18 protein-coding genes are annotated in these 22,534 nt (G+C 39.0%); 17 read left to right on the top strand and 1 reads right to left on the bottom strand.

The window, feature by feature from the left end; all coding sequences use genetic code 11:
• Positions 1 to 4 precede the first annotated feature (4 nt).
• The 6 genes from CGC57_RS08885 (at position 5) to CGC57_RS08860 (ending at position 4,787) form a co-directional block, all read left to right on the top strand.
• Positions 5 to 622, top strand: a complete 618-nt coding sequence (locus CGC57_RS08885) for a hypothetical protein (protein WP_197721037.1) — start codon at positions 5 to 7, stop codon at positions 620 to 622.
• 24 nt (positions 623 to 646) lie between these two features.
• Positions 647 to 1,321, top strand: a complete 675-nt coding sequence (locus CGC57_RS08880; protein WP_095898855.1) for a tetratricopeptide repeat protein — start codon at positions 647 to 649, stop codon at positions 1,319 to 1,321.
• Between the two features lie 21 nt (positions 1,322 to 1,342).
• The gene (locus tag CGC57_RS08875) at positions 1,343 to 2,395 is read left to right on the top strand and encodes a hypothetical protein (protein ID WP_095898854.1); all 1,053 of its coding nucleotides are present in this window, start codon (positions 1,343 to 1,345) and stop codon (positions 2,393 to 2,395) included.
• 133 nt (positions 2,396 to 2,528) lie between these two features.
• The gene (locus CGC57_RS08870; protein ID WP_095898853.1) at positions 2,529 to 3,569 is read left to right on the top strand and encodes a hypothetical protein; all 1,041 of its coding nucleotides are present in this window, start codon (positions 2,529 to 2,531) and stop codon (positions 3,567 to 3,569) included.
• A 25-nt stretch (positions 3,570 to 3,594) separates the two neighbouring features.
• Positions 3,595 to 4,131 carry a DUF4303 domain-containing protein gene (locus CGC57_RS08865; protein ID WP_095899491.1) on the top strand — a complete coding sequence of 179 codons (537 nt, stop codon included), beginning with the start codon at positions 3,595 to 3,597 and terminating at the stop codon, positions 4,129 to 4,131.
• Between the two features lie 92 nt (positions 4,132 to 4,223).
• Positions 4,224 to 4,787, top strand: a complete 564-nt coding sequence (locus CGC57_RS08860; RefSeq protein ID WP_095898852.1) for a hypothetical protein — start codon at positions 4,224 to 4,226, stop codon at positions 4,785 to 4,787.
• Positions 4,788 to 4,813: 26 nt separating this feature from the next.
• On the opposite strand, the gene CGC57_RS08855 is transcribed toward CGC57_RS08860, so the two are convergent.
• Positions 4,814 to 6,385 (bottom strand): Na+/H+ antiporter, encoded by a 1,572-nt coding sequence (locus CGC57_RS08855; protein WP_095898851.1) that lies wholly within the window; start codon positions 6,383 to 6,385, stop codon positions 4,814 to 4,816.
• A gap of 99 nt (positions 6,386 to 6,484) precedes the next feature.
• Here CGC57_RS08855 and CGC57_RS08850 point away from each other — a divergent pair, with 99 nt between their 5' ends.
• From CGC57_RS08850 to CGC57_RS08800, 11 genes are all read left to right on the top strand, one after another.
• A complete protein-coding gene (locus CGC57_RS08850) occupies positions 6,485 to 7,123 on the top strand; it encodes an NAD(P)H-binding protein (RefSeq protein WP_095898850.1) in 639 nt (212 codons plus the stop codon).
• Positions 7,124 to 7,486: 363 nt separating this feature from the next.
• Positions 7,487 to 8,422 carry a DUF6268 family outer membrane beta-barrel protein gene (locus tag CGC57_RS08845; protein ID WP_095898849.1) on the top strand — a complete coding sequence of 312 codons (936 nt, stop codon included), beginning with the start codon at positions 7,487 to 7,489 and terminating at the stop codon, positions 8,420 to 8,422.
• 175 nt (positions 8,423 to 8,597) lie between these two features.
• Positions 8,598 to 9,188: a porin family protein gene (locus CGC57_RS08840; protein WP_095898848.1), complete on the top strand. Its 591-nt coding sequence runs from the start codon at positions 8,598 to 8,600 to the stop codon at positions 9,186 to 9,188.
• 185 nt (positions 9,189 to 9,373) lie between these two features.
• Entirely contained in the window at positions 9,374 to 9,964 is a 591-nt protein-coding gene (locus CGC57_RS08835; RefSeq protein ID WP_095898847.1) for a porin family protein, read from the top strand.
• Positions 9,965 to 10,331: 367 nt separating this feature from the next.
• The gene (locus tag CGC57_RS08830) at positions 10,332 to 10,922 is read left to right on the top strand and encodes a porin family protein (protein WP_095898846.1); all 591 of its coding nucleotides are present in this window, start codon (positions 10,332 to 10,334) and stop codon (positions 10,920 to 10,922) included.
• Between the two features lie 260 nt (positions 10,923 to 11,182).
• A complete protein-coding gene (locus tag CGC57_RS08825; protein ID WP_002679268.1) occupies positions 11,183 to 11,818 on the top strand; it encodes a porin family protein in 636 nt (211 codons plus the stop codon).
• A 93-nt stretch (positions 11,819 to 11,911) separates the two neighbouring features.
• Entirely contained in the window at positions 11,912 to 12,499 is a 588-nt protein-coding gene (locus CGC57_RS08820; protein ID WP_002679409.1) for an outer membrane beta-barrel protein, read from the top strand.
• 20 nt (positions 12,500 to 12,519) lie between these two features.
• The gene (locus CGC57_RS08815) at positions 12,520 to 13,599 is read left to right on the top strand and encodes a sensor histidine kinase (protein WP_095898845.1); all 1,080 of its coding nucleotides are present in this window, start codon (positions 12,520 to 12,522) and stop codon (positions 13,597 to 13,599) included.
• Positions 13,596 to 14,288: a LytR/AlgR family response regulator transcription factor gene (locus CGC57_RS08810; RefSeq protein ID WP_095898844.1), complete on the top strand. Its 693-nt coding sequence runs from the start codon at positions 13,596 to 13,598 to the stop codon at positions 14,286 to 14,288. Before CGC57_RS08815 ends, CGC57_RS08810 begins: the two co-directional genes overlap by 4 nt.
• Positions 14,289 to 14,343: 55 nt before the next feature.
• A complete protein-coding gene (locus tag CGC57_RS08805; RefSeq protein ID WP_095898843.1) occupies positions 14,344 to 14,793 on the top strand; it encodes a hypothetical protein in 450 nt (149 codons plus the stop codon).
• Positions 14,794 to 15,065: 272 nt separating this feature from the next.
• Complete coding sequence (locus CGC57_RS08800) at positions 15,066 to 22,520, top strand: T9SS type B sorting domain-containing protein (RefSeq protein WP_095898842.1); 7,455 nt, start codon at positions 15,066 to 15,068, stop codon at positions 22,518 to 22,520.
• The last annotated feature ends 14 nt before the right edge of the window (positions 22,521 to 22,534 follow it).

Genomic DNA, 22,534 nt, shown 5'->3' with positions numbered 1-22,534 from the left:
GTTTATGATCGAACAAGCAAGAAAACTTTATAAACAAGCCCAAGCGGATTACCCAGAGCTGAAAGCCCAAATAGAGGCGCAGGTAGTGCGTTGGTTTTGGGCTGCAGGAGGTATGGGGCTTTTTTCTTTAGAGCCTTTTTATTTTGAAGAACACAATTTTGCCAAGAGTAAAATCCTAAAAGAAGCTCCAGAAGATACTGACAATAAGCATCAATATGGAATAAATGAGAAAGAAGAAATAATTGTAGTTCGCAATTACCCAAAACTAAAAGGAATCATTAAAGGACAATATTGGGAAAAATTCTACTTTCGTGAGGGAAATCAAATTGTCAGTTATTATTTTGATCATTCTGCAAAAAAGGAATGTGCTAATGTAAAGATTTTCACTTATAAAGATGGATTGCTTCAACATATCTACGCTGCTTTTAAAGAGCATTATTGGGAAGAGACAATGTATTATGAGGGAGACAAACTCATACGCCGTGAAACTAAAGGAGTTGATAATTGTTCAGACCCTATCAATGATTTTCTTCTCTATACCTATGATACATCGGGAGAACTCAACAGTATTACCAGCGGAACGGACTATGTTATATATCAGAAGAAGGGTAAGAAAGTATAATGGCAATTAAAACCTAAAAATAAAATGAATCCAATAATCAAACAATGGGACACAGCCAAATCTCTAAAAAGATGCCAATATAAGGAGGCACTAGCTATCTATGAAACGCTCTGCCCAAAGGTAGAGACAGATCTCTCGGATACCTTTGATAGGGCTATGTTTTTTGGGGATTACTTTGGTGTATTGGCAGATGTTGCCCAGTATGACAAAGCGGAAGCAATGGCTGCTAAAGCCTTAAAATACATAACTGAAAATGAGTATACTACTTTAAACTATATCTTCTATAACTATGGGAATATGTATCTTCACCAAGCTAAATGGGAAGAAGCTATTCCTTGGCTCGAAAAAGCACTCAATAGAAATAGCGATGGGTGGATTAATGAAAAACAAAGAGCTTACTATGGCACTGCTTTAGGGGGTGCGCTATTCCATTTGGGGCGTATAGAAGAAGCCGAAGAAGAATTGCTTAAGGCGGTAGAAGCAGGCAAAGCCACTGTAGCCAATAAGGATTGGGAACCTTTTTTCTACCTCAAAGAGCTATACAAGCAAAAGGGTGACGAGAAACTTATGGCAAAATATGAAAATATGTACCTTACCCGACTTAAAAAGCTAAAGGAAGAAGAACTTATCTATCCTCTATCAGAACATCGGGCAAACAAACAAGCCCTTGAAGACTGGAAAAAACTTAATAACCCTTAATCATTTTACAAATAAAACCTTATGAACGAACAAGCAAGGAAACTCTACGACCAAGCCCAAGCGAATTACCCAGCATTGAAAGCCCAAATAGAGGCGCAGGTAGTGCGTTGGTTTTGGGCTTCAGGAGGCGTAGGATACTTTTCTTTAGAGCCTTTTTATTTTGAACAAAACCGTTTCTCGAAATCTAAAATTCTTAAAGACGCTCCAGAAGATTCTGACAATAAGTATCAATATGGCGTGAATGCCAACGATGAGATTATCGTGGAACGCAGTTATACTGAGTTTAAAGGACAGTGTTATGAAACTTTCTACTTCCGAGAAGACAGCCAAATTATCAGTTATCGTTTTGAGTACTCTGAGGAAAAGGAGTGTGACAATGTAAAGATTTTTATTTATAAAGATGGATTACTTCAATATATCTATAGTGCTTTTGAAGAGCATTATTTGGAAGAGACAATGTATTATGAGGGGAATAAACTCATACGACGCAAAACTAAAGGATTAGATTATTATTCAAACCCCATTGATAATACCCTTCTCTATACCTATGATATGTTGGGAAAACTCAATAGTATTACCAACGAAACCGGCTATGTATATTATCAGAAGAAAGATAAGAAAGTGAGTTATAAAAAGCTCTCGGAGCGTGTAGCCGAGCGCTTCTATGCCCTGTTAATTCCTGCAATCAAAGCCTATCCTATCCCAGAGCCTTTGTATTGTCTGAATATAGCTTTTGATTACCAATATATAATGCCCCCAACAATAGGTTTTGGCACTGAAAACAAGAGGATCGAATGGAAGGAAAGCTACGGAAAAAGAGCTGATAGCTTACTTTGGAACACTGCCGATTATGCCCATACCGTAGAGATTGAAACAGACAATGAAGACACTGCCCTCTTTGAGCTCTTTAACCAAGAGACTGAAATGCAAGAAAGGGAGAGCGCTGCCACGAAGCTATTAGTCGCTTGTGCCAAACGCCTCAAAGAAGAATGGGCATCACTGGGCATTCCCTCCACCGATGACTTTGTAGTGGTAGTAAGCGATATAGAAGATTCTTTTTTGAAGAAAGTATAATATTGAGAATTAAAAAATCTAAATGAACCCTATTTTTGAACAATTGGCACCTTTAGCCGAAACCCAAAACCATATTACCCTACTTAAGGATTTGTATAAAAAAGTCAATAAGATAAAGTAATACAGAAACTCTATGAACGAACAAGTAAGAAAACTCTATGACCAAGCCCAAGCGAATTACCCAGCATTGAAAGCGCAAATAGAAGCACAGGTAGTGCGTTGGTTTTGGGCAGCAGGAGGCGTGGGATACTTTTCTTTAGAGCCTTTCTACTTTGAACAAAACCGTTTTCCAAAGTCTAAAATCCTAAAAGAAGCTCCAAAAGATACTGACAATAAGTATCAATATGGAGTAAATGGAAAAGATGAAATAATTGTAGCACACTCTTATATTGGATGTGAAGGCGATTATTACGAAGAGTTTTATTTCCGTGAGAAAAACCAAATTATCAGTTATCACTTTGATTTTGCCTCTAAGAAAAAATGTATAAATACTAAAATATTCATCTATAAGGACGGACTGTTGCAATCAATCTACTCCGCTTTCAATAATAATACTTGGAGCGAAAGGACTATGTATTATGAGGGGAACAAACTCATCCGCCAAGAGAAAAAAGGAATAGATTATATTGATAATACGCTCCTCTATACCTATGATATGTCGGGAAAACTCAATAGTATTACCAACGAAACCGGCTATGTATATTATCAGAAGAAGGATAAGAAAATCAGTTATAAAGCCCTCTCGGAAAAAGCTGCGGAACGCTACTATGCACTATTGGTGCCTACCATTAAGGCATATCCTGTGAAAGAGCCTTTGTACTGCATCAACCTATCGTTTGACTACCAAAACATACTGCCCACAAGGATAGGCTTTGGTACTGAAAGCGAAAGACAAGAATATCAAAAATATGGCAAAGAGGCAAAACACTACCTTTGGAACACAGCCGAGTATGCTCATACCATAGATATAGAACCCAACGAAGAAGATGCTACCCTCTTCGACCTTTTCAACCAAGAAACCGAAATGCAAGAAAAGAGCAGTGCCGCCACGAAGCTATTAGTCGCTTGCGCCAAACGCCTCAAAGAAGAATGCGCATCACTGGGCATTCCCTCCACCAATGACTTTGTAATAGTAGTAGGTGATGAAGAAGAATTCTTTTTCAAGAAAGTATAATCCTATTTTAAAACTAAAAAAACTAATGACCCCTGAACTACAACCATTAGGCGATGCTATTTTTGAGGCTGCTCAAAAAGCATTTTTAAAGCTCTTTGAAAACGGAGAGCATTATTACTATTGTGTGTTACTCACTACGGGTGAGGCGCTTCCTCCTTGTATTGCGGCGTGGTCGGTGGAAGCTTTAGAGCGATTTGTAAATGAAAATGCTATCCCCCAAGAGGAAATACCATACTACAAATACTCATTTGCTGATAGCCCCTATTACGCTTTTGGTTATGAGGAATATTTTCAGCAGGTAAAGCAGTTGTTTGAGCAGCGCGACTCTCTTATAGATTACAACAATGAGGAGCAATGGAACGAGGAATACGACTTGCGACTTGCTGCTATGGTATATGCGATGAAAAAACTCGACGAGACTGGTATTTTTGCCTTCAACCAACCACGAGAACAAGTGTATATCAACGTAGAACTAATGCCCCCCGACGATACCGATATAGAAAGAGCCTTGTCTTTCAACAACCCTGATAACATAGAGGAATGGCTTTCTATATTCGGCTAATCATTTCTTTTGCATCACACTTGCATAATTCAAAAAAATGATATACTTTTGTGGCGTTAATCAATTTTTTAATTTTAATTTCTTAACCACAAATGCTTTCTTCTAACAAACTAAACTATATTGAAGGTGTACAAAAACACGCAAAACGTGTAGCTACCACAACAATAGTACTATCAGTAATAGTGCTAACAATCCTAATTGTAATTCATACAATTATAAATCACAGAAAACTCGCCGATATTATCTACAACCCCTTTTTTTTGGTAATAGTTTTAATCTTATCATTCTTTTTCTTCATTCTTTATCGAGGAAGACAAAGAGCCCTAAAACTACAAAAACTCATAGAGCAGATGAGCGAAGAGGAGTTTCTGTTCTTACTGCAAATACAATCTTCCTTATCTTTTCACTACAAGCACGCCCCTACATTTGTACTTTGTTGTGAGCAACTCTATTTATTTACTCCCTTCAAAATCAAGAATATCGACCCTAAAAAGGTTGAAAAAGTACATTGGCACTATGCAAGGGGAGGAAGTCTTTTGATAGAAATTCAATCGCCCGAAACTACCAAATTTGAGGTGTATAATAGTGTTTATCCTTACTTTGCAAGCCTTATCGGATGGTATAATCCTAATGCTGATATAGAAAATTATGAATAATGATATTCAAAAAATATTCTTATAATTCACTCTTCCCATTTTTCTTCTTCTAAGTTCAACTGTCGGTGGAAATTGCGTATTTGCTCCTCATCAATATGTGGGTTTTTATTCAGTTGTTGTAATATCCTCCGCTGATGACGTAAAATAGCAAGGTATTTCTTTCGCACTTCAGGGGTAGTATTGCACTTAGGCATATCGAGTTGGTATTGCCATATATCTTTCTGATTCTGTAATAGAAAACTATCAGTTATTCCTTCTTTGTAATGCTTTTGCATATAATCTAAAGCAGCTTGCGCTAATGATTTACGAATAAGACTTTCGGCTTCAGCTTCAGGAATATGGTCTTCATAATCAGGGAATTTAGCCCATCGAATAAGCGCTGGCAAACTAAGCCCTTGTACGAGTAGGGTTGCCAATATCACTATAAAAGTAATGTAGAGAATCAGGCTGCGATGCGGAAAAGGCTCACCGTTCTCTAAAGTTAGAGGAATAGAAAGGGCTACCGCTAGTGAAAGCACCCCGCGCATTCCTGCCCAACCCAGTACCAAAGGTAACCGAAAGCCAGGGTTCCGCCTGTCGGCTACTGTGATAAAGTGTTTCATTACTTGAGTAATGAGTAAAGCCCCGTATGACGATAGCAGTCGTACCCCTACTACTACCCCTGTGATGAGCAGTCCGTAGTTGGTAGCAGTGGCAAGACTCATACCTTCGGCTTCTATACCTATCAGCACTTCAGGCAAAGCAAGTCCTATCAGCATAAAGGCAAGTCCGTTCAGTACAAAACCTAAAATATCCCATACCGCCCACCCTTTGTTGCTTGTGGAGGCAGCAAGAATACTAGTAAGGTGGAACGACATATACATACCTCCAGCCACTACTGCCAACACTCCGGACGCCCCTACCTCGTTAGCTACAATATACATTATATAAGGAACAATAAAGGTAAGGATAACATCCATATTAGCATCGGTAGGAAGATACTTGTGTAGTTTACGCATCACCCACGCTACTGCCAAGCCTATAAGCGTTCCGCCAATAGCTACCCAAAGGAAATTTAGCGCTATATCCGTCCATACCAGCTGACCGGTAGTTACTACCAAAGCGGCAAACCTAAAAACTATTAGTGAAGAAGCATCGTTCAGCAAACTTTCACTTTCTATGATGGTTGAAATGCGTTTGGGTACCTTTACAAACTTCATTATCGTTGAAGCACTCACCGCATCGGTAGAGCCTATCACGCCCCCCAAAAGGAAACCTAACGCCAATGAAAACCCAGGGAATACCATATTGGCTACCCACGCCACCGCAGCAGCCGTAATAAAAACTACAATAAAGGCAAAGCTAAAGATAATGCGGCGCCACTTCCACATCTCTTTCAGTGATAGCGAAAAAACATCGGCATACAGAAGAGGCGGTAAGAAAATGATGAGTACCAAATCAGGATTCAGTGTAATGGTTGGGACATTGGGAATAAAGCTAATTGCCAATCCTCCTAACACCAAAAGAATAGGGTACGCTACCTTGAGCCGGTTTGCAAACATTATCAGTAGCATAATAGCCACCATCAAAAGTAATAAGTAAGGGAAATATTGCACCATAGGTCATTAATTATGAGGCGGCAAAAATAGTAAAAAATACTTTTCACCCATAGCCCACGAGTATTTTTTTTGTATCTTTGCACTAATAAATTAATTCTTATGAAAGGACTTATTATTGGCGCTACAGGCGCTACCGGAAAAGATTTAGTAACACAACTTTTAGCCGACGACACTTACAGCGAGGTGCATTGCTTCGTGCGCAAACCCTTAGCCCTCACCCACCCCAAGCTACACGCTCACGTGGTCAATTTCGATACCCCTAAAGCGTGGGCAGATTTGTTGCACGGCGATGTAGCTTTCTCTTGTTTGGGTACCACCTTAGCCGTGGCAGGTAGCAAAGATGCCCAATGGTGTGTGGATTACGACTATCAGTACGCTTTTGCCCAGCAGTGTAAAGCCAATGGAGTACCTACTTTTGTACTCATCTCGGCAGCAGGAGCTACAGCGCAATCTAAACTGTTCTACAACCGTATGAAAGGACAGTTAGAGGACGCCGTAAAAGCGCTTGATTTCTCGTGCTTACTCATCTTCCAACCCTCTATACTCATCCGCTCCAACAGCGACAGAAGTGGTGAAAACTTCACAGTAAAAGTTTTCAAATTTTTAAACAAATTAGGCATTTTAAAACGTTACCGCCCTATGCCTACCCAAATATTAGCCGAAAAAATGCTATCAGCTGTATACAACTCCCCTAAAGGAACTTTCACCTTCACATTAGATAAAATTTTTGAGATATAATAGGTGCAAGCTAAGTCCACATTATCGGTAGTGATTAATTATCAGATTAATCGGAGACTATCCGAAAAGTCTAAAAATCGCTTTTGCATCATAAACTTTGTCAAAGCCCAAGGACTTTGACAAAGTTTGTAAAATTCTACAAGCCTGATAATCAACAATTTTTGTAGTATGTTATGTATGGGCGTTTTGCTAACGCCCACATCAATAAAACTTTTCAGACACCTTCATAACAACACAGCCCGTGCGGCTTGCACCAAATTAGTATAGTAAATTCTGCTTTTGGTATAGAAAGCACCTTTTTATTCTTCTTATAACCTTTTTTCTCTATACTTTTGCCGCTGTAATACTTTAATCTTCATTATAGTGAAAGAAATATTTACCTTTATAATCCTCTTTTTGGGAGTGAATTCTTTTGCGCAAATTAGCGTGAAAACGGAATACATCAGCAATTCCAAATTCTACGATGCGGTAAGTGATAGCAATACAGGCGATGGCTCGGCGATGATTTACTCGGTAGGGGCTTTGGTACCCCTTTCGATGAAAGCTCCTGAGGAAGACGACCCTTACCAGCGACCTACCCTGTGGGGCGTAGGGCTTAATGGTTCTTTTGTACAGATGTACAACCATCACTTCCCTGTGGGAAAAGAACTTCCCTCGCAGGTGATGAACCTTGGGGCTACATTCCTGCATTTGCGTCCGTTAAAAGAACGTTGGTCTATGCTAATGGCACTCGGTGCGGGAAGTTATACCCCCGAAAATCGCCTTTCGTCTATTCATATAGGTGAAAATGTGGTAGCTAATGGCGCTTTTGTGCTTGTATGGCACTGGCGACCTAATATCGAAATAGGTGGTGGGGTGGCGCTGAATAATACTTTTGGGTATCCTATGGTATTTCCTGCATTTTATTTTAAATACAACGGTGCTTTTAGCGATAAATTTACTATTGAAGTGGGGAGTATTGATGGGCTAAAAGTTGCCTTAGGGTATAACTACCGCGAAAACCTCGACTTTAAATTAATAGCTAATATGGGAGGTTATTCCGCTTACCTCAGGCGCAATGGAGAAAAGGAAATATTCAGTCAGCAGACTTTTGTTGTAGGATTGCAACCTGAGTTCAAGATAGGTAAACACGTGAGTATTCCACTTACTGTAGGAGGAAGTTTTATCCGTTCAGGGCGTTATAGAGAGCGCAAACTCAGTGCTATGTTTGCATCAGAAGCTAAAAATGAAGACGGCAGTGCGCGCTCAAGTGTATTTCTGCCTGCGTTATACTTTGCTGCCGGAGTTACAATTAAATAATTAACAATGAACAATTATTAAGTAAGTGAATTAGAAATTCCCTGAAAGCCCTGATCTTCTCAGAGTTTCTCATAACTCAGGAATCATAATTAAATAATGAACAATTAACAATCGGAGATTCCCTGAAAGCCCTGAGCTTCTCGGAGTTTCTCATAACTAATAAATATATAAAAAAATGAAAAAAATTATTATCTTAACAGCCTTAATAGCATTCACTGCTACAGCTACAGCACAAGTGAAATTCGGAGTGCGTGGGGGCTATACTTTGAGCCCCGTGAGTAAAAGTATCCACACCGACCGTTATGAAAACCAAGCTCATAGTGAATCAGCGAGTAGTTGTGGGTCGGCTTATGCAGGACTTACCGCTGAAATACCCGCTTCTGAAAAATTACTCTTTGATATAGGACTTATCTATATCAATCAAGTAACCATAGGCGAAGGAAGTACTATGTTGCACAATATCAACCTACCTATTGCAGTGAAATACGATATTTCGGGCTTCCGTCCTAAAGTAGGACTCTACGCCAGCTATATCCCTGGGGTTACTTCCTTTGAAGATGAGCATCGTTCGCTTACTAAAAACGACCTTAAAAAATTCGACTATGGGGCTACTTTTGGTTTGGAATACAACTTCTTTGATAGATTTTTTATAGAAGCTAATTTCAACTTAGGATTAGCCAATCTCCTCACCAAAGACCCACGCCACAGCAGCGACTATTTGCGCACACGCTCTATCCTTGTAGGAGTAGGATACAGATTCAATTAACAATGAACAATGAATAATTAACAATTAGAGATTCCCTGAAAGCCCTGAACTTCTCAGAGTTTCTCATAACTCAGGAATCATAATTAAATAATGAACAATTAACAATGAATAATTAACAATCGGAGATTCCCTGAAAGCCCTGAGCTTCTCGGAGTTTCTCATAACTAATAAACAAATAAAAACAAATGAAAAAAATTATTATCTTAACAGCCTTGATAGCATTCACTGCTACAGCTACAGCACAAGTGAAATTTGGAGTGCGTGGAGGCTATACTTTGAGCCCCGTGAGTAAAAGTATTCACACCGACCGTTATGAAAACCAAGCTCATAGCGAATCAGCGAGTAGTTGTGGGTCGGCTTATGCAGGACTTACCGCTGAAATACCCGCTTCTGAAAAATTACTCTTTGATGTAGGACTCATCTATATCAATCAAGTAACCATAGGCGAAGGAAGTACTATGTTGCACAATATCAATTTGCCTATTGCAGTGAAATACGATATTTCGGGCTTCCGGCCTAAAGTAGGAATCTACGCCAGCTATATCCCTGGGGTTACTTCTTTTGAAGATGAGCATCGTTCACTTACTAAAAACGACCTTAAAAAATTCGACTATGGGGCTACTTTTGGTTTAGAGTACAACTTCACCGAGAAGTTCTTTATAGAAGCTAATTTCAACTTAGGGCTTGCCAATCTCCTAAAAGAAGACCCACGCCACAGCAGCGACTATTTGCGCAATCGCACTTTGTTTTTGGGGGTAGGATATAGATTCAATTAACAATGAACAATTAAATAATTAACAAAGTGTAGCAACAATAAGTACCCCCTTTGCAGATTGTCCCCCTTCGGGGTTGTCGGCAATTGCCGAGTAAGTGAGTCGGGGGCTACTAACAATCGGAGATTCCCTGAAAGCCCTGAGCTTCTCAGAGTTTCTCATAACTTAAGAGTCATCATTAAACAATGAACAACTAACAATTAACAAGGTGTAGCGACAATGAGTACCCCTTTTGCGGATAGTCCCCCTTCGGGGTTGTCGGCAATTGCCGAGTAAGTGAGTCGGGGGCTACTAACAATGAACAATCGGAGATTCCCTGAAAGCCCTGAGCTTCTCGGAGTTTCTCATAACTAATAAATATATAAAAAGAATGAAAAAAATTATTATCTTAACAGCCTTAATAGCATTCACTGCTACGGCTACAGCACAAGTGAAATTCGGAGTGCGTGGGGGCTATACTTTGAGCCCCGTGAGTAAAAGTATTCACACCGACCGTTATGAAAACCAAGCTCATAGTGAATCAGCGAGTAGTTGTGGGTCGGCTTATGCAGGACTTACCGCTGAAGTGTCAGCCTCTGAAAAATGGTTCTTAGATATAGGACTTATCTATATCAATCAAATAACCATAGGCGAAGGAAGTACTATGTTGCACAATATCAATTTGCCTATTGCAGTGAAATACGATATTTCGGGCTTCCGGCCTAAAGTAGGAATCTACGCCAGCTATATCCCTGGGGTTACTTCTTTTGAAGATGAGCATCGTTCACTTACTAAAAACGACCTTAAAAAATTCGACTATGGGGCTACTTTTGGTTTGGAATACAACTTCTTTGATAGATTTTTTATAGAAGCTAATTTCAACTTAGGGCTTGCCAATCTCCTAAAAGAAGACCCTCGCCACAGTAGCGACTATTTGCGCACACGCTCTATCCTTGTAGGAGTAGGATACAGATTCAATTAACAAGGAACAATGAATAATTAGAGATTCCCTGAAAGCCCTGAGCTTATCGGAGTTTCTCATAACTAAAAAGTCTAAAACTTTGGCAAAGTGTAGTGATATCAACAATTATTAAGTAAGTGAATCGGAGATTCCCTGAAAGCCCTGAGCTTCTCAGAGTTTCTCATAACTTAAGAGTCATAATTAAAATAATTAACAATCGGAGATTCCCTGAAAGCCCTGAGCTTCTCGGAGTTTCTCATAACTAATAAATATATAAAAAAATGAAAAAAATTATTACCTTTGTAGCCTTGATAGCACTCACTGCTACAGCTACAGCACAAAATGAAAGTATGGGTTTTGGTATTCGTGGTGGAGGAAGCATCACCGGATACAATGGAAAAACAGAAGCCAATTATACCAATGTAAAATACAAAGCAGGGTATTATGTAGGTATTTTTAGTGATTCTCAGTTGCTTCCTTTCCTCGACTTGCGCACTGAACTACTTTTCAGTAGTTATGGAGCAAAATGGGAATTTACACAAGGAAATGAGAAATATTCCAACACCCTTCATACGCAATATATCAACCTACCTATCTTGGCTCGCCTTAAAATAGGTAATTTAGGTATTTTGGCAGGAGTTCAAGGGGGTATTTTGGTAAACAAACCTTCTCTTGAAAACACTTTCAACGGTCGTACTGTAAAACTCGACAGAAGTGATTTTGCTAAATTTGATTTTGGAGCAGTGGTAGGAGCTGAATTTAATGTAACCGACCATTTCCTTATTGATATTCGTTTCAATCAAGGATTGGTCAACGCACTTAATTCCTCTAATTCCTCTGTGAGAAACCTTAACATAAGCAGTAACAATAACTTTTTGAACGTTTCTTATACCTTAGGAGTGGGATACAGATTTTAATGAACAATAAACAATGAATAATTAACAATCGGAGATTCCCTGAAAGCCCTGAGCTTCTCGGAGTTTCTCATCACTAATAAACACATATAAAAAATGAAAAAAATTATTACAATTATAGCCTTAATAGCACTCACCGCTACGGCTACAGCACAAGTAAAATTTGGCGTCCATGCGGGTGCTGGAATTGGATTGATGAGCAAAGATGTTCACGACGACCGATATGAAGGACAAAACAAAACGGACAAAGAGCCTTTTAGCACCTCTTCTTATGGTGGTTTCTTTGTTGAAATCCCTGCTTCTGAGAAATTATTGTTAGATCTTGGGGCAATGTATACCAATTATTCCACTATAGGAAAGGGAAAAACAATGCTTCACAGAATTGATGTGCCTCTGGCTATCAAATACGATATCAGTGGGTTACGTCCTAAAGTAGGAGGCTATGTGAGTTATATACCTGGGGTTACTTCTTTTGAAAACAAATACCGTTCATTAACCAGAAAGGATATTGAAAAATTTGACTATGGGGCGCTCTTCGGTTTGGAATACAACTTCAACGAAAAACTCTTTATAGAAACCAATTTCTATTTAGGATTAGCCAATCTCCTCACCAAAGATCCTCGCCACAGTAGTGACTATTTGCGCACACGCTCTATCCTTATAGGAGTAGGATACAGATTTTAATGAATAATGATTAATGGTTAATGAATGAAAATCCATACATATTTTTAAAGAACAATCTCTTCTTGCAGTTCCTTATTGCCGATAGATTTCGTATCTATCGGCATATTGTGGCTTGTAGCTCATTATTGCTATTTTTCATACTGGGCAGACAATGGGGTGATTACGAAGGAATGATAGATTATTGGGATTGGATAGAGAAATGGCTGGGGATTACTGCTACTTTTTACCTAAATATGTATGTGCTCATTCCGCGCTTTTTCTTCAAAGGGAAGCTCGCTACCTATATCATCCTCCTTACGCTATGGGTACTTTTTATGTTGGGCTCTACCTATTATCTCAATTTTGTACTATGGAAAGACTATATGATTGGGAAAGAAATCAAAATAGCATCAGAAATTCCTGTTTCTGTAGCAATTTTTTCTAGTATGGTATATATAGTACCCTTTATAATGACTTCTACGCTTATCAAAATCTTTCAAGTATGGGTAAAAGATAGCGAAAGAATGCAAGAATTGGAGCGACAAGCCACCGAAAGTGAACTGCAAGCCCTAAGAAGCCAAATACAACCGCACTTTTTGTTCAATATGCTCAACAGCATCAACACGTTGTTGTATATCGACCCTGAAAAAGCCTCTTATACCATCACAAAACTATCCGATTTCTTGCGACATTTGCTCTATCAAACGCACGAAGAACAGGTTTTTCTCAGTTCGGAACTGCGTTTTTTAAACGATTATCTCTCTTTGGAAGCAATGCGTCGCGATGATTTTACTTATGAGCTTACTTACAGCGAAAAGAACGTACAAGGCATACAAATTCCCCCTAATATTCTGCTTATCTTAGCAGAAAACGCTGTAAAACACAGCGTTGACACCCTCTCCCCTACTTATATTTATATGAAATGTGAGGAAAAAGAAGGACTTCTGCACTTTTCAGTACGCAATTCAGTACCTTTAGAGCCTCATCGCAAACACAAGTGTAGCGGAATAGGTTTACCTAACCTCAACCGGCGGTTGGAATTGCTCTATGGCGAGCGTTTTAGCTTGTCGCAAGAGCGTTTGCCACAAGAATATATAGTAACCTTAACTTTGCCCTTATGAATTGTTTGATTATAGACGACGAACCTTTGGCGCGTATCGGGATGGAGCGCCTCATCAGGCAATACAGCAACTTGAAGGTAGTAGGCACTTTTAAGAATGCGGTAGGCGTTACCGACTTCTTAAAAAAGAACGAAGTGCACTTGCTTTTTTTAGATATCGAGATGCCAGGAATCAACGGTTTGGAACTGGCTAAAATCCTACCCGAGCAAACACTCGTTATCTTCACCACAGCCTACAGTCAGTATGCTTTAGAGAGTTATGAGGTAGATGCCCTTGATTATTTAGTAAAACCCATCACCCCTGAGCGCTTCAAAAAAGCTATTGCCAAAGCCGAAAGTTATCACCAGTTGCTCTCTGAGCAAAAAACTGACTTAGAAGCGACCGATGCCCAATATATCAGCATTCGTGCGAACCGGCGCAACTATCGTATTGCACACAGCGATATCCTCTATATAGAAGCATTAAAAGATTATGTGATTATCCACACCTTCACCGACCGCTACATCACGTGGATTAATCTGAAAAACATACATAGCCAGCTTCCTGAATCGGTATTTGTACGCGTCAATAAGAGTTATGTAGTAAATACACAACACATTACTTCTTACACCCACCAGTTTGTATATATAGGGGATACCGAAATCCCTATCGGTAGAACGTATGAGGTTATTGATAAATTTGGAAATTAGCTAATTTGCTAATTATTTTCGTATCTTTGCCCCTAAATCATCAAATACAAATCCAATGAAAAAGTTTTTTTTATTCTGTTTAGCCCTTGTGGGCTTTGTAGCTACAGCACAAACCTACGAATTTAAAGTAGTAACCGCTGTAGAATCAGTTGTACCTTCTGGAATGGGGCGTTCGCGCTTGATTTCGGCTAACGATGAGCGCAATTACAAAGATTTTACCACCACCCGCTCCGAAGAAGGGGATGAACGCAACAAAAGTGACCGTGATGAGATTCGTGTAAAAGGTTTTGACGAAACCAAATTGCTGAACTTCTTTAACCTCGGGGGGATTCGCTTTCAGAATATCGCTGCCAACGATGCTCTTATCACTTCCAAACTTAATGCGATGAGTGAAGAGGGATGGGAACTCGCCTTTGTTAGCAGTGGTGTAGAAAGTAATTCAGGTAAAGACGATTCCACAGGGCTTTTTATCACTCGTTTTGTTTTTAAGCGATTAAAAAAATAACCTTTAAATTAGCAGATGTAAGATCACAAAATTCCTGCTTGTAGGCTGAGCTTACAAGCAGGAATTTTATATAACTAACATATTGACTAATTATCTACACAAGTTTTCTCACTACTAACTGATATTATAATTAGCAGTTATTGAATATTTTAAATGTTAAAATTTCCTAATGTTTTTTGTTGCGTCATTTTTTAGCAGTACTTTTGCTGCTGAAATGTTTATTTTTTAGCCATACACAATGGCTTTTATAGATTTAACTTAAATTTGAAAAAATGCAATCATTAAAAGAACAATGGGTAAAGTGTTGTACACTTTTCCTTTTGCTATTTACGGGAATGGTTAAAGGGCAGGTAGTAAGCGTTCTTACTGAAAGCCCTGTACACATTGCTAACACTGCTGATTTTTCAGCAGGAGTAGTAACAATTACTTTCAATATGCCGGCAGGCAAAACAAGTGGTGAGTTGGAGGTAACACTACCCGCTGGTATTGAATATGCTCAAGGGCTAACGGCTACCGGAGGTACTGTTACGTGGAAAGCGGGCTCGGCTGCTAATAAGCCTATATTTACAATTAGCGGTGCTGGAACTGTAGTAACTGTAAGTTTCAAACGTAAAGTTACTAAGGCTGTTTTGTCTAACCCCAATCTTGGTGACGGATTGCACGATAGCGCAATCTTAAAAATAGATGGAAAGAGTTCTCCTGCTAAGCAAAATGAAACAGCTTATCAGTTGGTACGCCCAACGCTTGCCGTACAGTTTGCTGGAGGGGTTACTTCCGAAGATGTAGGAACCCATACCAGAACTTTTGATATTCGCAATACAGGTAATGGTATAGTAAAAGATGTCTATTTTTCTGTAGATTACCCTGCCGATGTAGCAGGTAATGGGTTTTGGCATAATAATACCAAACTCACACCAATGACTATCAATGGTAAAACAGTATATAAGGTACCCGATGTGCATTTGGCAAATAACCAATATGTTACAATTACTGAGAATTATACAATCAGTAAATGTGGTAATGCTATGCAAAATGTTTATTATGCTCATTGGGGAACGAATAGTGAAATTTTTGATACTACTTCAAAAGCTAGAAATATACAAGTTAAAACAGGTACGCCTTCCATAGAGTTAGATGAAGATAAAAATAGCACCTATTTTACTTGGGAAGATGGACTTATGGGGAATACTTTAGGTACTTTTACTTTGAAGTATAAAAACAATGGTAAGGGAGAAAATCCTACTGCCTATGATATAGTTCTTGATCTGCTTGAACGCTGGAATGGGCAAACTTTTGTTAGTTTTAAACCCACCAATATTAGATTAGTAGCTGCAGATGGTACTGAGCTTACCATCCCACAAACAGCTATTAGCCGTCCTAATGGAACAAATGGAAAACTTGCTATAGATTTTAGTAAAATTACAGCTCTAAAAACTAATGATGCTACCTATAGCAGTAAGGATTTTGGCTTTACTGATGAAAATGGAGACGGCTTCAGAGCAGAACTAAAAAAAGACGCTGCTTTTACGCTGCGTTTTGATTACATAAGAAACCAACCGATAAATTGCTTAATGAGTAGTGCTAATAAGGATTTGAGCATATCTCCTTTTACATATTTACATACTAAAAATGTGTGTGGAACTACTATAACTCCTAAAGAAGCTCCTGTACATTCATATACCTTTACACGATTGTTAAGTAGTGTAGGTGATGGTTCAAAATTCCCTATTCAGTTGTTCCACAATGTAGCTACAGCAGGTTATGTTATAGCAGCTTATAATACAACAGGCTTTGCCGCTACCGAACGCATAAAAGGAAATAACAACAAAAATAATGACAATAGATTTAAATACCAAATTAAACTTCCTGCAGGGGTAGCTTTAAAAAATATTAAATTCTATAAAGCTAATGCTTATGGTACTTCTAGCAAAGCTCCTATAGATTTGGGTAATGCAACAGCTGGAAGTACTTTCAACTATACTACAGCTGATACTGAATTTGGATATATTACTTTTGATATAGTATTAGAAACTTGTTTAGGAAATAATGTGAATTTTGAATACTATGCTTGGTTTTTAGATAAAAGTGAAAAAACTAATACTTATTCTGAAGTACCTCTGGTTTGTGTAACGAATAAATCAATAATGACAATTTGTTCAAGCCCTTGTGGTTTGAATGGTCCTGAAATGTTAAGCACTAAAGTAGAACGTGCTGACAACTCTTATGGATGGACTGACCATAATATGACTACTCGCACACAACGCTCTCAAGTATCTGAATTGCAACGCCAACGCGCTTTGTACTTAGATGACATCGAGGTGATTTCTACGGGTAAACAGCTAAATGTTACTACAAAGAACTTGTATTACCACGCTTCATTTGCCAAAGGAGCTGGTGTAACTCCTAAATCTATCATTTTCAATACAGCTACTCATTCAATTACTTTACAAGCAAGTAATAGTATAGTTACCAAAACTACTGTAGGTGAAAGAGATTACTTCCTTTGGAATCTTACTTCTGCCTTGCCTTCAGCGGGTATTCCTGCGAATGGCACCTTTACTACTGTAGCTACTTATCAGCTTACTAATGGAGAAGAAAAATATTCAAATTCTAAAGATATTGAATCAGGAGGGGATAGCTTTTACTATCGCTTGAACGATCCTACTACTGATACAGCTATCAATGCCCAAGGTTTTCATACTGCAGAAATCCACTGTGGAGCTAAATTATATGCTACTTTCTATTTTGCAGGATTATATTCAACTGTTGCTACTAATGATTATAATTTGTCTGGCTGTGAAATTAAAGATATTGGTGGTTGGCAAGTACATACTGCGCGTAGGTTTAACACAGGAGGCACATACTTTACTGATGAGTTCCGCCCTGCTCGCCTTGTCAAAAAAGTAACATTTACTGTTCCTAGCTCAGTAAACTATGTGGATAAGGTTACTTATATGTATAGAACAAAGTATCCTAATGCTACACAGATAGATATACCTATATCAAATTTTATATTAGAAAGTGATAACGGCACTTATAAAGTGTATAGTTATACCAATCCACCTAAAGGGCAACCAGGACATTTACCTGTAGGTGAAATTTCAGTAGATAACTACTATGATAGTTATTTCAGACCTTGGATGCAAGCTACTTGCAAAACTAAAGTTGTAAAGAACTTAAATGAAGCCAAGGCTGCAAATATGTTAGTAACATCTAAATTGGAATATGAAGATTTTTATTACCATTATGCAGCTCGTGGCGGACAAAAAATTACTTCAGGTGAGATTCCAGAACACAAAACGCCTCTATATTTTAAAGAGGTACCAAGTATAGATATTACTGCACAAACCGCTTTATCTGTAAAAGCTAGTAAAAGAGAGCAAATATTAGAATTTAAGCTGTCTAACAATTCGTTCTCAGATGCTCCTTACTCTTGGGTTTCTATTCCAAATATAGCAGGTGTAGATATACTTTCTCTAACCGAAATCAGCAGTACTAAAGCACACGTATATACTTATACTGCCCAAAGTAACATTTCGGGTGAGCAAATGTTCTTTTTAAGTGACAAAGGAGGTAATGGTACGATTGCAAAAGGTGAAAATCGTTATTTCCGTGTAATTTATAGAATTACTAACTGTGAGGCTCCTTTACACACGCTTAAACTATATGCCGGTTGGAACTGTAACAGCAACCCTACTTCAGGCTACCAAAGCACTTGTAGCGACAAGAGTCTTACTTTCAACATTACTGTAGCTAAGAGTAGAAAAGAAATAGAGCCTGATGCCAATAACCCTGGTCAAAATAAACCTGATAAAGTAGGTACCATCCCAATGTGTACAGCTACCCCTTATAGTTATATTATCAACAGTGCTAGTGAAGGAGATATCTACGATGCCAAGTTGGTAGTAACTCAAGGGGCTGGTATTAGCTTTAGTGACATAGAGGTAGAGTACCCTCTCAATAGTGGTATCAAGTATAATGAAACTACTGGAGCTAAACGTTTAGTACATACCACTGTAGGTAATGTTCATACTTTTGATATTAGCAGTATATTACCTGGAGGTAGCCTCCCTGGTTCAATATCAGAACCTACAAACGCTGAAAATCGTAAATTCAAACTTACTTTCAAAGTAACTCCTGATTGTGATTTTACTGCTGGATCTTCATTTGATATAGACATTGAAGGTAATAACCTTTGTGGCAAACCAGCTGCAGGTGATAAAACACGTGCTATTATAGCAGGTATTACTGGAGTAACTATTAATAATTACGACATAAAACTTGATGACCTAACTTATGTGAATGGTAATGGTTCTGCTTGCGATACGGGGGTTACTTACCGCACTCGTGTAACCGTAAACGCTAGTAATCCAGCCTTTGAAATTGGCGACAATGCTCGCTTGCGTTTCCGTATTCCTAAAGGATATGAATTTGTATCAGGAGCAATACAATCACGCTCTTCTGGTACTTCTTGGGCTGATCCTGCTCGCAAAACAGCAGAAGATAAAGATGTGCGCAATGAAAGAGAAATTTCAGTAACTGTACCTAAAGGAATGAAAAATGGTCATTCTTTTGAGTATAATGTTACTATCAAACAGAAAGATAATGCAACTATAGATTGTGCAACTCCTAAAGAGCTTAGTGCTTTCACAACAGATACAGTTACAGGAGTTACTTGTGCAACTGCTCAAGGAGGTAAATGTGGTACTTTCACAGTAAACTCTTCTCCTCGCCGTTCTATTGTAATTAAAAATGAGCGTCCATCGTTGTCATTTAGCAATGTAGCTGTAAGTTCTAAAGCTGAAAACAACAAAGAGAAAATCACTGTAACATACAAAATCACTAATGGGGCTACAGCATCAGCTACCCTTACAGCTCGTCCTGTAGTGGCTAGTTTGTACTATGATACTAACAACAATGGCGAAGTAGACGCTAATGACACTAAGCTCACTACTTACACTAGTACAGAAACTTTAGCCAAAGGTGCTACTTCTGCCGAAAGAAGTTTCAGCCACTTAGTTGATGCTAACAAAGTATGTAGATTGTTATTAGCACTTAAAAATGAAGATAATGTTTGCCTTTGTGGTGATGTAGTAAGTGCGTTGCCTGCACCTACTACTATCGAAGGTCTTACTCAATCATTTACTACTTGTGCAACTAGCAGTATTACACTTGCTCCTCCAGCTGCTGCTGCTACCTATACCGGTTATACGTGGAGTGCTGTAAGTCCAGCTGATGCCTTAGGTTATTTATCAGCAAATAATGTAGCTACTCCTACTTTCTTGTACAATGGTGCTAACATCACCTCTCCTCTTGTGGTTACTTATAAACTTACGTTGAAACGCTATCACGGTTGTGAAGCTGTTCAAACTGTAACTGTACAAGTAAGTCCTCAAGGAATAAACTTAACAACTCCAGCTCCTTTGGTAGTAAACTGCAAAAATGCTACAGCAAGTATCACTCAGTGGCTCAACTCTGCTTCAGCTGTCGATACTTGTGGAAATGCGGCAAGTGTTACTCATAATTACGACACTGTAAAACCTGCCGACCTTTGCAATAACAGTGGTATTGTAACTGTAACCTTTGTAGGTAAAGATGCTTTGGGCAACACTGCTACCCAAACTCGCACCATTACTTTGGTAAATATAGATGCAGTAGATGATGACTTTACTTTTACTGATGGTTCAGTATCTACTACCTCAACTCGAACTGTATTAGTAAACGATAAAGTAGGTAACCAAACAGCTACCATAGGCACTGTAAGTTTAACCGTAACTACCCCAGCAGTAGGAGCTGCAGGTTCTGCAACACCTACACTCAATGCTAATGGTACAGTTACTGTTCCAGCAGGAACTAAATCGGGTACTTATTATATTGGATATAGAATTTGCAGCACTGTTGCAAGTATATCAGTTTGCGACACAGCAACAGCTACTGTTGTAGTAGGTAATCCTACCATCACCGCTGATCCTGATACCTTTACTATCACTACTGGTACTAGCACCAAGTCTGTACTTGATAACGATAAGATTGGCACGGCAACAGCGACTACCAATACCGTAAGTATTTCAGTAGTTACAGGTGCTACTCCTAAACAAGCGGGTACTAACACACCTACTTTGGATAGCGACGGTAAAGTAACCGTTCCTAATAATACCCCTGCAGGTACTTACACTATTGTTTATCAAATCTGTGATAAGTTAAACAGCGGAAATTGCGCTACCACCACAGCTACTGTTGTAGTAGGTAATCCTACCATCACCGCTGATCCTGATACCTTTACTATCACTACTGGTACTAGCACTAAATCAGTACTCGATAACGATAAGATTGGTACGGCAACAGCTACTACCAATACCGTAAGTATTTCAGTAGTTACAGGTGCTACTCCTAAACAACCAGGTACTAACACACCTACTTTGGATAGCGACGGTAAAGTAACTGTTCCTAACAACACCCCTGCAGGTACTTACACTATTGTTTATCAAATCTGTGATAAGTTAAACAGCGGAAATTGTGCTACCACCACAGCTACTGTTGTAGTAGGTAATCCTACCATCACCGCTGATCCTGATACCTTTACTATCACTACTGGTACTAGCACCAAGTCTGTACTTGATAACGATAAGATTGGCACGGCAACAGCGACTACCAATACCGTAAGTATTTCAGTAGTTACAGGTGCTACTCCTAAACAAGCGGGTACTAACACACCTACTTTGGATAGCAATGGTAAAGTAACTGTTCCTAACAATACCCCTGCAGGTACTTACACTATTGTTTATCAAATCTGTGATAAGTTAAACAGCGGAAATTGCGCTACTACCACAGCTACTGTTGTAGTAGGTAACCCTGCAATCACCGCTGATCCTGATACCTTTACTATCACTACTGGTACTAGCACTAAGTCAGTACTTGATAACGATAAGATTGGTACGGCAACAGCGACTACCAATACCGTAAGTATTTCAGTAGTTACGGGCGCTACTCCTAAACAACCAGGTACTAACACACCTACTTTAGATAGCGATGGTAAAGTAACCGTTCCTAATAATACCCCTGCAGGTACTTACACTATTGTTTATCAAATCTGTGATAAGTTAAACAGCGGAAATTGCGCTACTACCACAGCTACTGTTGTAGTAGGTACAACAACACCTACAGCTCCAGTTCCTGTAGCAGTTGATGACAGAGCTACTACACCACTTAATACGCCAGTAACTATCAACGTATTAGGTAACGACACCCCTGAAGGTGCTACCCCTAATGTTACCACAAACCCTGCGAATGGTTCAGTATCGGCAAATAGTGATGGCTCTATTGAATACCGCCCTCACACCGACTTTGCAGGTACTGATACCTTTGTATACGAACTTTGCAATGCCAGTGGTTGTGCAACTGCAACTGTAACAGTGGAGGTAATAAAAAGTATTGTTGTCTACAACGCTATATCGTTAAGTAGTGACAAGAACGACCACTTCCACATAGCAGGTATTGAAAGTTACCCTAACAATGTGGTACGTATTTACAACCGTTGGGGTGTGAAAGTATGGGAAGCTGAACATTACGACAACATTCGAAATGTATTCAAAGGCATTTCTAACGGACGTGTAACTGTAGAAGCTCCTAACAAACTTCCACAAGGTACTTACTATTATGTAATTGAATATACCGATGAGCGTAACCAACAACAAAGCAAAACAGGTTGGTTGTATATCAAGAAATAAGCTCCGCAGTATCC

Origin of the sequence: Capnocytophaga sputigena, from assembly GCF_002302495.1 — a bacterium.
Taxonomy (GTDB): Bacteria; Bacteroidota; Bacteroidia; order Flavobacteriales; family Flavobacteriaceae; genus Capnocytophaga; species Capnocytophaga sputigena.
Note: the sequence above shows the minus strand (reverse complement) of the source record. Positions and strands in the feature narration are given on the sequence as shown.

Excerpts from the sequence above, each read along its gene's own strand:
- CGC57_RS08820 (WP_002679409.1), top strand. The coding sequence starts at position 11,912 with ATGAAAAAAATTATTACAATTATAGCCTTAATAGCACTCACCGCTACG.
- CGC57_RS08810 (WP_095898844.1), top strand. The coding sequence starts at position 13,596 with ATGAATTGTTTGATTATAGACGACGAACCTTTGGCGCGTATCGGGATG.
- CGC57_RS08815 (WP_095898845.1), top strand. The coding sequence starts at position 12,520 with ATGAATGAAAATCCATACATATTTTTAAAGAACAATCTCTTCTTGCAG.
- CGC57_RS08825 (WP_002679268.1), top strand. The coding sequence starts at position 11,183 with ATGAAAAAAATTATTACCTTTGTAGCCTTGATAGCACTCACTGCTACA.
- CGC57_RS08875 (WP_095898854.1), top strand. The coding sequence starts at position 1,343 with ATGAACGAACAAGCAAGGAAACTCTACGACCAAGCCCAAGCGAATTAC.
- CGC57_RS08855 (WP_095898851.1), bottom strand. The coding sequence starts at position 6,385 with ATGGTGCAATATTTCCCTTACTTATTACTTTTGATGGTGGCTATTATG.
- CGC57_RS08880 (WP_095898855.1), top strand. The coding sequence starts at position 647 with ATGAATCCAATAATCAAACAATGGGACACAGCCAAATCTCTAAAAAGA.
- CGC57_RS08840 (WP_095898848.1), top strand. The coding sequence starts at position 8,598 with ATGAAAAAAATTATTATCTTAACAGCCTTAATAGCATTCACTGCTACA.
- CGC57_RS08860 (WP_095898852.1), top strand. The coding sequence starts at position 4,224 with ATGCTTTCTTCTAACAAACTAAACTATATTGAAGGTGTACAAAAACAC.
- CGC57_RS08805 (WP_095898843.1), top strand. The coding sequence starts at position 14,344 with ATGAAAAAGTTTTTTTTATTCTGTTTAGCCCTTGTGGGCTTTGTAGCT.
- CGC57_RS08870 (WP_095898853.1), top strand. The coding sequence starts at position 2,529 with ATGAACGAACAAGTAAGAAAACTCTATGACCAAGCCCAAGCGAATTAC.
- CGC57_RS08835 (WP_095898847.1), top strand. The coding sequence starts at position 9,374 with ATGAAAAAAATTATTATCTTAACAGCCTTGATAGCATTCACTGCTACA.
- CGC57_RS08865 (WP_095899491.1), top strand. The coding sequence starts at position 3,595 with ATGACCCCTGAACTACAACCATTAGGCGATGCTATTTTTGAGGCTGCT.
- CGC57_RS08830 (WP_095898846.1), top strand. The coding sequence starts at position 10,332 with ATGAAAAAAATTATTATCTTAACAGCCTTAATAGCATTCACTGCTACG.
- CGC57_RS08850 (WP_095898850.1), top strand. The coding sequence starts at position 6,485 with ATGAAAGGACTTATTATTGGCGCTACAGGCGCTACCGGAAAAGATTTA.
- CGC57_RS08885 (WP_197721037.1), top strand. The coding sequence starts at position 5 with ATGATCGAACAAGCAAGAAAACTTTATAAACAAGCCCAAGCGGATTAC.
- CGC57_RS08800 (WP_095898842.1), top strand. The coding sequence starts at position 15,066 with ATGCAATCATTAAAAGAACAATGGGTAAAGTGTTGTACACTTTTCCTT.